9 protein-coding genes are annotated in these 15,143 nt (G+C 63.9%); 3 read left to right on the forward strand and 6 right to left on the reverse strand.

Annotated features, from left to right (window positions below):
* Positions 1-434: 434 nt before the first annotated feature.
* On the reverse strand, positions 435-3,794 hold the full coding sequence (locus P3H15_RS38410; RefSeq protein WP_276142046.1) for a protein kinase: 3,360 nt from the start codon (positions 3,792-3,794) through the stop codon (positions 435-437).
* A gap of 167 nt (positions 3,795-3,961) precedes the next feature.
* Here P3H15_RS38410 and P3H15_RS38415 point away from each other — a divergent pair, with 167 nt between their 5' ends.
* Positions 3,962-5,044: an IS630-like element ISRjo2 family transposase gene (locus tag P3H15_RS38415; protein ID WP_276142047.1), complete on the forward strand. Its 1,083-nt coding sequence runs from the start codon at positions 3,962-3,964 to the stop codon at positions 5,042-5,044.
* Positions 5,045-5,236: 192 nt separating this feature from the next.
* On the opposite strand, the gene P3H15_RS38420 is transcribed toward P3H15_RS38415, so the two are convergent.
* From P3H15_RS38420 to P3H15_RS38435, 4 genes are all read right to left on the reverse strand, one after another.
* The gene (locus P3H15_RS38420) at positions 5,237-5,746 is read right to left on the reverse strand and encodes a hypothetical protein (RefSeq protein ID WP_276142048.1); all 510 of its coding nucleotides are present in this window, start codon (positions 5,744-5,746) and stop codon (positions 5,237-5,239) included.
* 85 nt (positions 5,747-5,831) lie between these two features.
* On the reverse strand, positions 5,832-9,323 hold the full coding sequence (locus P3H15_RS38425) for an indolepyruvate ferredoxin oxidoreductase family protein (RefSeq protein WP_276142049.1): 3,492 nt from the start codon (positions 9,321-9,323) through the stop codon (positions 5,832-5,834).
* A 121-nt stretch (positions 9,324-9,444) separates the two neighbouring features.
* Positions 9,445-9,984, reverse strand: coding sequence for a cysteine hydrolase family protein (locus tag P3H15_RS38430; RefSeq protein WP_276142050.1), 540 nt, complete (start codon positions 9,982-9,984; stop codon positions 9,445-9,447).
* Positions 9,985-10,010: 26 nt separating this feature from the next.
* Entirely contained in the window at positions 10,011-11,399 is a 1,389-nt protein-coding gene (locus P3H15_RS38435; protein ID WP_276142051.1) for an MFS transporter, read from the reverse strand.
* Positions 11,400-11,706: 307 nt separating this feature from the next.
* On the opposite strand from P3H15_RS38435, the gene P3H15_RS38440 reads away from it, so the two are divergent.
* Positions 11,707-12,465 carry a GntR family transcriptional regulator gene (locus P3H15_RS38440; RefSeq protein WP_276142052.1) on the forward strand — a complete coding sequence of 253 codons (759 nt, stop codon included), beginning with the start codon at positions 11,707-11,709 and terminating at the stop codon, positions 12,463-12,465.
* Positions 12,466-12,562: 97 nt separating this feature from the next.
* Here the strand turns inward: P3H15_RS38440 and P3H15_RS38445 are convergent, their stop codons facing one another.
* Positions 12,563-13,693, reverse strand: a complete 1,131-nt coding sequence (locus P3H15_RS38445; RefSeq protein ID WP_276142053.1) for a pyridoxal phosphate-dependent aminotransferase — start codon at positions 13,691-13,693, stop codon at positions 12,563-12,565.
* A gap of 269 nt (positions 13,694-13,962) precedes the next feature.
* On the opposite strand from P3H15_RS38445, the gene P3H15_RS38450 reads away from it, so the two are divergent.
* On the forward strand, positions 13,963-15,054 hold the full coding sequence (locus tag P3H15_RS38450) for a Glu/Leu/Phe/Val dehydrogenase (RefSeq protein WP_276142054.1): 1,092 nt from the start codon (positions 13,963-13,965) through the stop codon (positions 15,052-15,054).
* Positions 15,055-15,143: the final 89 nt, after the last annotated feature.

Raw genomic sequence — 15,143 nt, forward strand, 5'->3', positions numbered from 1 at the left:
CCACCACAACTACCCGGCAGGAATCACCCACGAATGAGTCAGTAGGGCCCCAAAAATTGCATTATTCGCTCCCCGCGGCCGAAGCCGGCAGCGGGGAGCGTGCCGCCGTCACTCCGCCCCCGCGGGCTGCTTGTTGGCCGCCGCCAAACAGACCTAGCCCGGAAGGTGGTTGTCGCCACCATCACCGACACAACACCAGATTTGAGATGGCCGGGTTACGCCGAGCCGGTCCATCAGCGACGCTACGGCCGCCGCGGATCCGTCAGGAATCCCCGCCGACGTGCTGCGCGCAGCTCCGACACCCAGGTCGCATAGAACACGCCAGAGCAAATACGTGCTCACCTCGTGTTTTGAGCGAGACGTGCGTAGCTGTTCTCTTGCAACACCAGCCCTGCCATAGCAAAGGGCATGTAGGAGATAGATTTCGTGCATGGTTACGGGTGCGGGGTCTGCCCACGCTCGACGATCCAGGCCGCGATTTGCGTTCGTGAGGTGAAGCCGAGTTTGACCAAAACGTGCTCGACGTGCCCCTGCGCGGTCCGGGGTGAGATCACCAACCTGTCGGCAATAGCCCTGTTCGTCATTCCCTCGGCAACCAACCGAGCCACCTGCCACTCACGGCGCGTCAAGCTCACACCCGGATCATTGTCCTGTGTGGTTCGCTCGCTCTTCTCGTCGAGGGCAAAGGCAATGGCTTCATCGGACTTGAGTGAGCGGCCCCGCGCTGACTCAGTTTCGAATCCCCTGGCGCCTAGCATTTCCCGGATGCGTCGCTCGCATTCTTTCTGGTAGCGAACGAGATTCGGAAACTGCATTGTGGGGCTGCCCATCGCTTGCCACAGCGTCTCCGCCGCACCCAAGAGCACCGCCGCGCGCCTGGCATCGCGCCGCTCCGCGGAAATCCACGCCAGTGTTTGCAGGCACCAAGCAGACCCGCGGGGATCGTCGACGAGGCGCGTCAACCGCAGACCTTGCTGAAGCAGTTGTACAGCCCGCTCCGAGTCACCCTGCAACCACAGCGCCAGCCCACACGCCCACCGCGAATACGACCGGTAGATCGACTCACCCAATGGTTCGGTTATCGCGATAATCCGTTCGTGGCAGCGGACGGCGTGGGATTCGTCACCGGTCAGCCCGCACGCCAGCGCGAGCCCGAAGAGGCTGCCGACTTCTCTGAGCAGGTTCCCTTCCTGTTCGAATCCGATCACAGCGTCTTCGAAGCTTCCGATCGCGTCGGCGGGCCGGCCGCCGTAGAGCGCAAGGTATCCGGCAGCGTGCGTGGACAGGGTCCGCAAGGCGGTGCTGTCGAGTTCGTCGGCAAGAAAGTTCAGTTCGTCGAACCGATCCTGCGCTGCAGGCATCCGGCCTTGCGCGGCGGCGAACATGCACGCGGAGTACAACGCGGCTGCCCGCTCAGGTGAGGGTCCCGCTGCCGGCTGAGCAAGCAGGCGAGTGAGCCAGCGTTCGCCCTCACTGAATTGTCCGCGTGCAAGCCAGAACACCGACAACGCAGTTGCGGTCCGTAGGCCGCTGAGATGGTCGACCTCGACACCTGCTGGGTCCTCGGCCTCGGAAAGACAGTGTTCAAGCATGTCCCGCAGGTTGGTTTGTTCACGGTCCAATCGCGCGACCCACGTTGCCTGGCGGGAGCTGAGCCATTCGGTTTCCGCTTGTGCTGCTAGTTGCGAGTACCAGTGGCGGTGCCGGCGGCGGAGTTCTTCCAGCTCTGCCCGGGCATGGAGTTTGCCTCGACCGTATTCGCGAAGAGTGTCGAGTAGCCGATAACGCACGACCATCCCCGCTTCTTCTCGGATGAGGATGGACTTGTCGACCAATGACGACACCAGGTCCAGCGGCAGCGGCGCGTTGATATCGCACCCGCAGATCGCCTCTGCCGCGTCAAGTTCGAAACTGCCTGCAAATACGGACAATCGGCTCCACATTATTCGTTCCTGTGGTGTGCACAGGTCGTAACTCCAGTCGATGCAGAGCCGGAGAGTTTGCTGGCGGGTGGGGGCGTTCCGGCCGCCTGAGGTCAGAAGTTGGTATCGGTCGGTCAACCTCGCGAGGATCTGCTCGGCAGACATGGCGCGCAACCGGACTGCGGCGAGTTCGATGGGCAGTGGGAGCCCGTCGAGGCGTTGACAGATTTTGGTGACGGTGACGCGGTTGTCATCGTTGACCTCGAAGGTGGGCACCGCGGCGGTCGCTCTGTCTGCAAAGAGTTGCACCGCATCGTATTGGGGAAGGCCGCGTAGGGACGGCTCCTTGTCTGGTTCCGGGATCCCCAGTGGCGGAACCCGCAGCGCGACTTCGCCCTGGATGCCGATCGACTCGCGGCTGGTGGCGAGAACCCGCAGGTCCGGGCATGCTCGGAGCAATGTCTCGGTGAGGTTCGCGGCAGCGGCGATGATCTGCTCACAATTGTCGAGCACGAGAAGTAGGCGGCGTGGAGCGAGGTGCTGAATCAGGATGTGCTCGACTGGTTGTCCGGTGTCTGTGCGCAGGCGTAGTGATGTGGCGACGATCTCGCCGAGTAAGTCTGGGTCGTGTAGATCGCCGAGTTCGACGAGCCAGACTGCGTCGTCGAACACACGACGAACGTCCGTTGCGATGCGACGCGCGAGGCGCGATTTTCCGACACCGCCGATACCGGTCAACGTCAGAAGGCGGGAGCTGGTGAGAAGCTTGCGAGCCGCCGCGAGTTCGTGGCGGCGACCGACGAAGCTGGTGAGCTCTACTGAGAGGTTCCCTGGAGCCTGACCGACTGAATGGGGTGTGAGCTCGGCGTCGGATGGTGACGGTGCCGCAGCGGTGGGTCGAGGCTGGGTGCGTGGAGCGCTGACTGCGATCACGTCCTCTGCGGCCGCGATGTGCGCGTCGCGCTCGGGGTGCGCAGTATGCAAGGCCATCTCGTCCATGGGGTATCCATGTTGGAGCTGGGTGTGTTGGAGTGTGACACCGAAGTCGGCTGCCGTAGTCGGCCGATCGGCGGGATCCGCGGACATCGATCCTTCCACTGCCGCACGCACGTCGTCGGGGATGCCCAGCCCGGCCAGCCGTGGGATCGGGTCGCTGGTAATTCGGACGAACTGAGCGATCACCTTCTCACCGCTGTGGCGTTCGAAGGGGGCGTGCCCCGTCAACGCGCAGAACAACGTCGCACCCAGGCTGTAGATGTCTGCGGCAACCGAGGCCGGCTTACCCAGCAGAATCTCCGGAGCGGTGAAGGCCGGTGACCCGGTCAGGATGCCAGCGCCCGTTTCGAACCCACCCGTGAAGTGTGCGATTCCGAAGTCGGTGAGTTGCTGCCCGCCGTAGTCAGTGAAGAGGATGTTCCCGGGTTTGACGTCGCGGTGAAGGATGCCGCATTGATGCGCCGTCTCCAGAGCCGAGGCCATGCTGATGCCGAGGCGAACGACTGCGGTCCACGGCAGTGGACCGTCACGCCGGATGTGGGACTCGAGTGAACTCTGTGGCAGGTACGGCATGACGATGTACGGTCGGCCCGCATCAGTGACACCGGCTTCGAGGACGTTGACGATGTTGGGGTGCCCTGTCAGGCGTCCCATGATGCGTTGTTCGCGGAGGAAGCGGTCACAGTTCGCTTGATCGAGATCGGTGGTGAGCACCTTGACCGCCACAGTCCGATCGAGGTGCTGCTGACGGCATCGGTAGACGACACCGAAGCCGCCGCGCGCGATTTCCTCTGCATCGTCGAAACCGGCCGCGTCCAGGTCCGATTTGATCCGTGGGATGTCGCGTTGCGTCTTGTCGGGAACGAAGTCGGACATGTTTGCCGAGATTTCCGCGTTCGGCGGCGACGGGGGTGCCCGCCGCGACCACGCTGAGTGTTGATTTCCGACGAGCTGGCGCAGGCTGATGCTTCGCCGGGGACTGATATGGGGTTCTAGTGGTGTGTCTCGCAAATAATTGTCGATAAATTCGATAGAATCCGTCCATGAGAAATCCGGTACCCGCTTTGCAGATTTCCGATGGGCAGCGCGTTCTGCTCGAGTCGTTGGCGCGGTCGCAGACGGGTGCACACCGGGAGGTGGTGCGGGCCAAGGCACTGCTGATGGCGTCCGAGGGCGTGGCCAACACGGCCATCGCCCAGGCGTTGTCGGTATCGCCGGGGTCGGTGGCGAACTGGCGGGCGCGGTTCGCCGAGGACGGCATGGCGCGGCTGGGTGAGGTGCGCAAGGGTCGTGGCCGCAAGCCCTCGATCCCGCAGGAGAAGATCGAGGAGATCGTGGACCTGACGCAGAACTACCGCCCGAAAGGCGAGACTCATTGGAGTTGCCGGACGATGGCCGAGGTGGTCGGGGTCTCCAAGGACACCGTTCAGCGCGTGTGGTCCGCTCGCGGACTCAAGCCGCACCGGGTCGAGACGTTCAAACTGTCGAACGATCCGCGCTTCGAGGACAAGCTTGTCGACGTCGTCGGTCTGTATCTGAACCCGCCCGAGCGGGCGATCGTGTTGTGCGCGGACGAGAAGTCGTCGGTGCAGGCCCTCGACCGGACCCAGGCCTCGCTCCCGATGATCAAGGGCCGCGGCGAGACGATGACCCACGACTACAAGCGCCACGGCACCACCACCTTGTTCGCCGCACTCGACGTCCTCACCGGCACCGTGATCGGCCAGTGCCTGCCCCGCCACCGCCATCAGGAGTTCCTGAGATTTCTGCGCACCATCGACCGCGAGGTGCCCAAGGACTTGGAAATCCACCTGATCCTGGACAACTACGCCACCCACAAACACGAGAAGGTCCGGACCTGGCTCGACAAGCATCCCCGGTTCCACCTGCACTTCACTCCCACCTCCTCCTCGTGGCTCAATCTCGTCGAACGTTGGTTCCGCGAGCTGACCGATAAAGCTCTGCGGCGCGGGGTCTTTCACTCCGTACCGCACCTCATCGCCTCGATCGAGGAATACCTCGACGCCCACAACGAAAACCCCCGACCGTACGAATGGACCGCGACCGCCGAATCCATCCTCGCCAAGGTCGCGCGCGGCCGCGTCGCACTGGAAAAGATCAGCTAAATCCGAGACACACCACTAGGATATCGCTGGCCTCCAGAATTTCTGAAGGCGTGAGGTCGAGGGTGGACGTCGGTGTCGGACGTGACCTGTACCCTTTGGCCGGTTTCCGGGTGGACGTGCGGTTCAGGTCGTGTGGCAGGTTCGCCCGCACCCGGTCGATGATCTTCTCGATTCACATGAGTCTCGCTCCGATCAGGTGGGGTTTGGTATGCGGCCGAGCTGGACCGCAGATGTCACTTGTCCGGTCGCCACCCGGATGTCGCCAGGCAGCCTCTTGGCACCCAGCACGGTGAGCCGCTCCAGGACCGATCCGAGATGGTCCGGAATTCCCGAGAATCGGAGAACGATGAAGTTGCGGGCGTAGTCGAGGACTGCCGCCCGGAACTCGAATCCGAGCAGCGCGACGCCCTCGACGAAATGCCCGGTTGCCCCCACCTCAACAAACGCACTGCAGTGCGGGACGTCGAGGATGGGATCCGCGCGCCTGATCTTGATGACCCCGATCAGCCTATTCAGGCGTTTGACGAGCATCTCTGGAGAGAGGTGGCTGGGGATCCGGATGGTGACGACGATGCCTTGCCTGGCCTCTTCTCGCACCGATCTCCACGTCGACAAATCGCTCAGTTCGACTCCCAGCCGAAAGAACAGCGTCGTCACCCGGGGCACCATCACAGTGGTGTCCTCGCATTCGATCGACAACATGTCCAGGCGTGACTCTCCACCGCCGGTGGCGGGGGGATGTTCCCCCGCCACCGGGTGAGGTACTGGAGTCGATCGGTGGAGCCGATCAGCTGACAGCGTCACGGTTGTTCTCGCTGTGTGATTCCCGGGAAGCGGTGATCCCGAGGTCGCTCAGTCGTTGACGGTATAGCTCGATGTTCGCGAGCTTGACACCTTCGTATCCGCGAACGATGTCCGGCAAGCCGGCCACTTCGGTCGCGTGCGAATAGTTGTCCGCCGTCAGGGTGTCGGCGAGGGCTGTCACGATGTCGGTGTATTCGGCGAGTAGTGCCCGTTCGACCTTGCGGACGTGGGCGTACCCGAAGGGGTCGAGCTTGGTCCCGCGCAGCCTCTTCCCCTTGGCGAGAACCTTGAGCGCGACGTGGGCTTTGGGGCCGAGGCCGATTTTCTTCTTACGTCCCATGGCCCGAAGGATCGGGGGGTGCAGTGTGTAGGTGAGGTTCTCTCCCGTCGGGATCTGCGCCCGGACGTCGGCGAGGAAGTTCGGGTCTACGAGCATGCGGGCAACTTCGTATTCGTCCTTGTAGGCGGTGAATTTGAACAGGCCGCGGGCTACCGCCTGGCTGAAGTCGGTGCAGTCGGTAACGGTCCGTTCTGCCTTCCACACGTGCTCCACTCGGTCGATGTAGCGGCGTGCGACCGTGGTGCTCTGGAACTCGATCAGTTCTGCCGCCCGGAGTTCGACCAGCTTCCGTACGTCCCGGCTGAAGGTTGTTCCGGAGAAGAGGTGGTCGGGCACCACCCGAGGGCGCGGACGGTCGGCCGGTGTCGTCGCGGCCCGGAAGGCGGCGGTGTCCGACACCGCGACGCGGCCCCAGCGGAACGCTGCGATGTTGGCGGCGACCGCGACACCGTTGATGCCGATCGCCTCCTCGATCGCGTCGGCGGGAAGTCGCAAACCACCGCTTTGGTACGCGGCCCCGACGAGGAGGAAGTTCGCCGCTGCAGTATTGCCGAAGAGATGCTCGGCGGCGGCGAGAGCGTCGAACGACTCCAATCCCCGGCTAACGCTCGCGAGCCTGTCGAGCAGACTCTCCGTTGCCGGATATGGCACCGACTTGTCGTAGACCATGTCACCGGTCGGCGTCTCGCTGGTCGAGGCCACCGCGATGGTTGACTCCACACTGCCGTAGACCAGGTTCTTGTTGTCCGTTGCGGTCAACAGGTCGAACGCGATGATGCAGTCCGCCGTTCCCGGGGTGAGCCGGTTGGACGGCTCCAGCGCCTGCGCACTGAACCGCAGATGTGAGACGACGGGTCCGGCCTTCTGGCTGAGTCCGATCTGGTCGAGGCTTTCCACCTCGAGGCCGGCCCGCAAGGCTGCGGTGGCCAGGACCTGATTGACCGTGACGATGCCGGTGCCGCCGATTCCGGCGAGGAACACGTTCTGTGTCCCGGCTATCGGGGTGGCCAGCGGTGCCGGTACCTCCGGCGGCATGGGGCGCTCGCTCGTCGACGCCTGCTTCCCCGGAACCAGGTCGACGGTCACGAATGACGGGCAGTCTCCATCCAGGCAGGTGTAGTCCGTGTTGCAGGAAGTCTGGTCGATCCGGGTCTTGCGGCCGAACTCGGTATCGACCGGTTGCACGGACAGGCAGTTCGACTTCACACCGCAGTCGCCGCACCCTTCGCACACCGCCTCGTTGATGATCACCCGGGTGTTGCGGGTCGGGAGTGTGCCTCGTTTGCGTTGGCGGCGGGCGTCGGCGGCGCAGTGCTGGTCGTAGATCAGCACTGTGACGCCTTCGATCTCGCGCAGCACCTTCTGCGCCTCGTCGAGGCGGTCGCGGTGCCACAACTTGGTGCCCTTGGCGAGATCCCGCTTGCGGTGCCGTTCGGGTTCGTCGGCGCAGACGATGATCTGCTTGACCCCTTCGACGGTGAGTTTGTGCGTCAACTGAGCGACGGTTAGGGCGCCCTCGGCGTCCTGGGCGCCGGTCATCGCCACCACATCGTTGTAGAGCAGTTTGTAGGTGATGTTCACCCCGGCGGCGACGCAGGCCTGCAGGGCGAGTTGCCCGGAGTGGAAGAAGGTTCCGTCACCGATGTTCTGGAATACGTGCGGCACCGAGGTGAAGGGTGCCTGGCCGATCCACTGGCTGCCCTCACCGCCCATCTGGGTCAGCCCGGTGACGGCGCTGTCCTCGCGGCCGGACATCGTGACCAGGATGTGGCAGCCGATTCCGCCGCCTCCGATCGAACCGTCCGGAATCGCCGTGGATCGGTTGTGGGGGCATCCGCTGCAGAAGTACGCGGACCGCCTCTCGCTCAGCGGAGTGAGAGAAAGCGGCGCGGGCAAGGTCCGCTTCATCTCCACGTGCCCGCGCAGCGCACGCCGCAGCGGGGCGAGGATGCGGCCGGCGGTCAGTTCGCCGCTGGCCGGCATCAACAGGCGCCCAGTGGCATCCTTCTTGCCGACAATGACCGGGGCATCGGTGGTCCCGTAGAGGATGTCCCGGACCTGGGTCTCGATGAACGCGGTCTTGTCCTCGACGACAATGACCTTCTTGAGGCCGGCGGCAAACTCACGCACGGTGCCGGCGCCGACCGGGAATGGCATTCCGATTCGCAGCAGGCGGATGCCCGCCTGGTGTAGGGCCTCGTCGTCGACACCGAGGTCGAGCAGTGCCTGCCGCACCGAATCGAACGTGGTGCCCGTTGCAGCGATCCCGACCTGTCCGTCGGCGGGGGCGACCTCGATGACGTTGAGGCGATTTGCGGCGGCATAGGCCTGCACGATTGCCCATCGGGGGCCGACGAGGTCGGCTTCGGCCGGGATGATGCGGTCCGGCGCCACATCCATCGGCCGCTGCTTGTACTGGAAGGGACGGCCCTCGAACTGCACCTCGGGGATCACAATGTCGAAGTCAGCGACGCTGCCGTCGACCGTCCATGCTCCGTCGGCGACGTCCGCCACGATCTTGAGGGCCACCACACACCCCGAGGCTCGGGAGAGCGCAACAGCGTGCATGCCCATGGTGATGATCTCGTGGGCATTGCGGGGAAACAGCACTGGGACGTTCAGTGCGGCCAGGGATCGTTCGCTGACCGCCGGCACGGTCGAGGACTTCGATGCCGGGTCGTCACCGACCAGCAGAACCATTCCGCCGTTCGCGTTGGCGCCGTAGATATTGGCGTGCCGGATTGTGTCGGTGGCTCGATCCACCCCGGGGCCTTTGCCGTACCACACTCCGATCACCCCGTCGTGGGTCGCTTCACCGGCAGGCAGGTCGGTTTGGCTGCCCCAGACCGAGGTCGCGGCAAGTTCCTCGTTGAGACCCGGGACGAACACGATGTCGTGCGCGGAGAGGACGTCAGGCATGTCGTTGAGCATTCTGTCGACGCCGCCGAGTGGGCTGCCCTGATAGCCGGAAACGAACGTCCCTATCCGCTTTCCTGCGCGGGTATCACGCACGTGCTGTTCGACCAGGACGCGGGCGATGGCCTGCACACCGGTCAGCAGGACCGGCCCGGTGCCGGATCGATAGCGGTCGGAGAGGTCGTACGGCCTCGGGTGGGTTTCGATGGACTGAGTCATGTTGTCGTCGCCATTCTTGCGCCTGAAGCCGGATCGCGGCGGACGCATTCATATCGAACGTGGAGTGTCTGCGGCACGTGTTCGGATCGTGTCCTGCCGCGTCTTCGTTTTCTTTCGTGCTTCAGAGGGTGTCGATCCACTCTTTGGCGTCTAGTACCTGCACGCCGCGGGAGGGAAAGAGTTTGTCCATCAACAGATCATGGACGGATTGGTCACCGTCGGCGCATCCGTCCCGTAGGACGGTAATACGGTAGTCGAGGTCGGATGCGGCGAAGACGGTGGCTGCGACCATGGCGCCGGTGGCCACACCGCAGATGACGATGTCGTCGATGTTCTTGCTGCGGAGAATGAGGTCGAGTTCAGTTCCGAAGAACCCACTCGTACGCCTCTTCAGGATGACGGTATCGCCCTCTTCCGGTCCGAGGCCCGGTTCGATCGCGGTGCTGGGCGAGTCGGCGTCGAATATCTCTCCCATGTCGAACAGGTTCTGGAACAGGGCGTTTCGAGGACTTACGTCTGCCCCGTTTCCGCGGAATCCCGCCCGCAAGAAGATCACGTCGACGTTGTGGGCGCGGGCGGCGGGGATAACGCGTTCCAGCGTGGGTAGCACTTGGCGCGCGAAACCGAAGTGGGCGATGATTCCACGTTGAACATCGCCCACGATCAGTCCAACGTTCCGGCTGGAGGTCACTTGTTCTCCGAAAGCAGTGGGCTCTCGGTCACGCCGTGGGAAAAGGAGGTATCACTGTCCTCGCTGCCGATTCGTTCTGCACGGCGCCCTGCGGTGAGCAGCACCACGATGCCCAGAATCATGATGACCGCGATGGTCAGCAGTGCGTAGGTGTAACTGCCGGTGGCCGTCTCGATAGCACCGGTCATGTAGGGCCCGATGAAGCCACTGAGGTTACTCATCGAGTTGATCAGACCGATACCGGCGGCCGCTGCGGCACCGGTCATGCTCAGCGCCGGCAGGCGCCAGAACTGCGGGATCGCGGTGTAGATGCCCGACACGCTGACGCAGACGGCGATGATGAACAGCACCCCGTTCTGGGTGAAGGTTGCGGCGACCAGACCGACGGCGCCGAACGCCATCGGCACGGTGGTGGCGAAGACGATCGACTTCTTCGCGGCGACCCGCGCCCACAGCACCATCGCCACCATGGCAGCAACCGACGGAATGGCGGCAAGCAAGACGCTGGACACGTTCCCGGCGGATCCGATGGTTTCGGTCAGGTTGGAGATCATCGTCGGCAGGAAGAAGGCGATGGGATAGAGCCCGAAGACGATAGCGAAGAAGGAGAACCCGAGCGCCCAGACCTTCTTGTCGAGCAGCGCCTGTCGCATGTGGGTGAGCGCGCCGTGGCCGACGCTTTGTTCGGTCTCGTGTGCGAGGGTGCCCTCGATGTGCGACTTCTCGGCAGCGTTGAGCCACTTGGCCTTCGAGGGCCGGTCCGGGAGGAAGAGCAGGATCACGATGCCGACGAGGACGGTGACTGCGCCTTCGACGACGAACAGTGAACGCCAGCCTTCGAGACCCAAGATGCTCTGCCCCCATTTCAGCAGCGCCGCCGCAACCGGAGCGCCGATGATCCCGGACAGCGGAATCATGAGGAAGAACGTCGACATAGCCCATGTCCGCTGCTTCTTGGGGAACCAGAACGTCAGATACAGCAGGATTCCGGCGGCCAGGCCCGCCTCGGCGAATCCGAGCAAGATGCGGGCGAGGTACAGCTGGCCGGCGGTGTGCACCGCCCCTGTCAGCACGGTGACGATTCCCCACGTGACGATGATGCGGCTGATCCACAGTCGCGCGCCGAAGCGGTGCAGCATCATGTTGCTGGGGACTTCGACCAGGATGTATCCGATGAAGAACAGTCCCGCCGCCAGCCCGATCTGGGCCGAGGTCATGCTCAGGTCCGCGCCCATTGGCTTGGCGATGTACCCGAGGTTGGCCCGGTCGATGTAGCTGACGATGTACGCGACACCGACCAGCGGAAGGATACGGAAGCCGACCTTGCGCCACATGCGGCGTTCGGATTCGTCATCGAGTGTGACGACAGCACCGTCATTGATCATGACTGGGGCCTTTCGTTGGGAGTATGGCTGGCCATGTCCCGCTGCGAACATTATCTCGCAGCCGCAGCGCCCGGCACGGGGACTGCAGAGGGTTTGACCAACCCCGGTTTTCGGATACGGCCCGGCGGTGCTGACCGAGGCGCTGCAGTTGCATCTGCGCGGACTCGGGTCGCTACTTACTGTGGCCTGTATCACGACAGTAGAGCGTTCTTAAGATCTTTTCAATAGCTTCGTAGGATATTTATCCTAGAGGTACGTTGCCCTTAAGATAGGTATTGGTATCTGACAGTGCAGCGGAGGAGACGCTATGAAGTTCGAGCCAGCTTTGATCCAATCCGCTCACGACGGATCGAACCTGATGGAGCAGGCGTATCACCGCCTCAAGCGAGAAATCATCGAACTCAAGCGCAAGCCTGGCGAGCAGTTCACCGAGCAGCAGGTCGCAGACGTGTGGGGACTGAGCAAGACGCCGGTGCGAGAGGCCTTGGCGAGGCTGCACCGCGACGGTTTGGTCGCCCCGGTCCGGCGGGCCGGATATGTCGTGTCGTCGATCACCCTCAGCGATGTCGCCGACCTGTGTGACATGCGCACGATCCTCCAGAGCGAGGCTGCGGCGCTGACCGCCGCCAAGGGCCTGTCCGAGGAGATCCGAGACCGATTGGTCGAATTGTGCGTCGACGATGGCTACGGACAACTCGGCGGCCCCCATCTCGACGAGCGACTACGGGCAAACTACGAGTTCGAGGGCATCATCGCCAACGGGTGCGGCAACGACAGACTGGCCGCGAGCATCATCGATGTCTTCGACGAGATCGAACGTATCGGCAGGCTCGCAGTCATGCTCGAACCGGAAATGCCCCCTTTCCGGACCGAAGAGCGCCGAGCGGTGGTCGATGCCATCATCAACAGAGACCCCGAGGCAGCACGAGCAGCAATGAAGGTGCGGACCCAGTCCGCGCGGCGAGAAATCCTGCAGGCTCTCACCACCAGTCCGGAGGTGACCTCGGCGGAGATCCGGGTTCCGGCCATCCCGGCGGCCACCGACAACGCCCGCGTGGCGCGATAACGCGGTCGCAGCGGGAACACCCGACCTCCCCGAGCACGGCGCCGAGAAGGCCGCCATTCGCACCGCCCCGGCGAATGGCGGCCTTCTGGTTCGTCCTCTACGCGCTCGTGCCGTGCGCGAGCACTTTCAACTGTCGCCCGAGCTGCGCCAGACTGGGCTCGGTTCCCCCGTACAGCACACGCGCACACGACCCAGGACCGAAGAAGCGGTCGCCACTGAGCGCAGTGATGCCAACGTCGAGCAACCTTTCCTCGAGATCGATCCCGACGACTCCAACAGGCGAAAAGTTCACGAACGCAAAGATTCCCGCCTGCGGTGTGGCCACCGTGAGGCCGGCCGCCGCGACACCTTCGAGAAGGAGGTCCCGGCGCGCTCGGAAGGTGCAGAATTCGCGGTCGAGCCACTCTTGGGGGCCGCTGATCGCCGCCGCGGCGGCCAGCTGCGGGATGTCACCGATGTTGATCGCATCCCACTCCAATGCGGCGTGGATTATGTCGATCAGGTCCGCTTTCGCGTGGATGTAGCCGACGCGCCAACTCGTGAACGCATAGTTCTTGCTGAGGCTGGTCAAGGTGACGAGTCGGTCGTAACCGTCCGCCAGCGACATCTGTGGCACGTATCCGGGCCCCTCGTGCACGTACCGTTCGTAGGACTCGTCGGCGAACACATACAAGTTGTGTCGGCGGGCGAGTTCGAGCACGACGGTCAACTCTTCCCGCGTGGGCACGGTCCCAGTCGGGTTGTTGGGATTGCACAGCAGGATCGCCCGGACCCGAGGCGATATTGCAGCTTCCAGTTGGTCGAGCGGCAACCGCCAGCCGTCCGATTCCGCGGACGGAACGTACCGCGGCACGGCACCGGCCAGTCGGACGGTGCCGTCGAAAAAGTATGACGGTGCAGGAATCAGGATCTCGTCACCAGGAACAAGCAGTGCCCGCAACGCGACGCTGAGCCCATGCTGAGCGCCGTGCGTGACCAGCAGTTCCCGCTCCGGATTCACAACCAGGTCGAACTTTTCCTGCAGGTGCTCGGCGATCGCGGTCTTGAGGGTGATCGACCCCCGGCTGTCACGCGGGAAGACGTCCGGCGCTGCCCGCGACACAACATCGACAACGTGCGGGGGCATCGGCAACATCGGGACCCCGCGCATCGGGACCATCGCCTGGCCGGCGCGCCGGCGGACCTGGGCGCGCTCGGACAAGGCGAGCGCAGGTAGTCGTTCCAGCATGAGAACTCCTTCGAAATTTCGATCACGTCGGAAGGCGCAGCGCAGGCGATCGACTGTGGCCTGCCGCGCGGGAAGTCGCTACGAGACACCAACTCGCAGCCTTGTGACGACAGTAACTCCGAGTTAAGATATTTACAACCATTCTTAAGTATCCCAGGATGGTGCGGCGACTGACGTCCCGCTTGGCACACCCCCGCCAAAACAACTCCGGTCCACAAATCCGATGGCGACGGACTCATCCGCCGCCGCCCCCCAGATAGGTCACGAACATGACTTTGACCAGCTCCGATAGCCTCGGTGACGTCGACGACACCTTCGTCTTCGATCGCCTCGACTTCGTTGACTCACCGCACGAGCAGGTCGTCTTTTGCCAGGATGCAGAATCCGGCTTGAAGGCGATCATCGCGATCCACTCCACCGTTCTCGGCCCGGCCCTCGGCGGCACCCGCTTCTACCCCTTCGTCGACGAGCGGGCGGCCCTGACCGACGCACTCCGACTGTCGAAGGGCATGACCTACAAGGCCGCCGCTGCCGGCCTGCGACTCGGCGGCGGCAAGGCCGTCATCATCGGCGACCCCCGCATGCTCAAATCCGAGGCTCTTCTCGCGGCATACGGCCGCTTCGTCGAAACCCTTGGTGGCCGCTACATCACCGCCGGCGATGTCGGGACCACCGCGGATGACATGGACGTCATCGGCAAGTACACCGACCACGTGACCGGCCGCACCATAGCGGCCGGCGGATCGGGCGACAGTGCACCACTGACCGCACTCGGCGTCTTCCACTCGATGCGTGCCGCCGCCGCATCCACCTGGGGTTCCCCCGACCTTGCAGGGCGGCGCGTCGGAGTGGAGGGGACCGGAAAGGTGGGCTATCACCTCATCCGCCTCCTGACCGAAGCCGGCGCGTCCGTCGTCGCCTGTGACATCAATGCCGAGGCACTCAACCGCGCCACTCAGAATTTCCCGGACCTCCTGCCGGCGACCGGCGTGATCGCCTCACCGCTCGACATCTACGCACCCTGCGCCCTCGGCGCGACCCTGAGCCATCAGAGCGTTCGCGACCTGTCGGCAACCATCGTCTGCGGTGCCGCCAACAACCAACTGGCCGACCCATCCGTGGAACAGTCCATGGCCGAGCAGGGCATCACCTGGGTGCCGGACTTCGTGGCCAATGCAGGGGGCCTGATCCAGATGGCAGGCGAACTCGCGCACAAGTCCGCGGCCGACGTCACCCCCCGTGTCGAGAAGATCTTCGACACGGTCCACGAAATTCTCGAGGTCGCCGCCATCGACGGTGTCTCGACGGGCGTATCTGCCAACCGGGTCGCCGACGCGCGAATCCATGCCGCACGTCACTGAGTCACGCCGACGGGCCGCGGTGCCGACCCCAAGGCGACCCCGCGGCCGCCTCGCCTCGACCGCGCTCGTGATCGAGATACGTTTCGAGG

This window comes from Rhodococcus sp. T2V (assembly GCF_029269925.1).
In the GTDB taxonomy this organism is placed as follows: Bacteria; Actinomycetota; Actinomycetes; order Mycobacteriales; family Mycobacteriaceae; genus Rhodococcus_F; species Rhodococcus_F koreensis.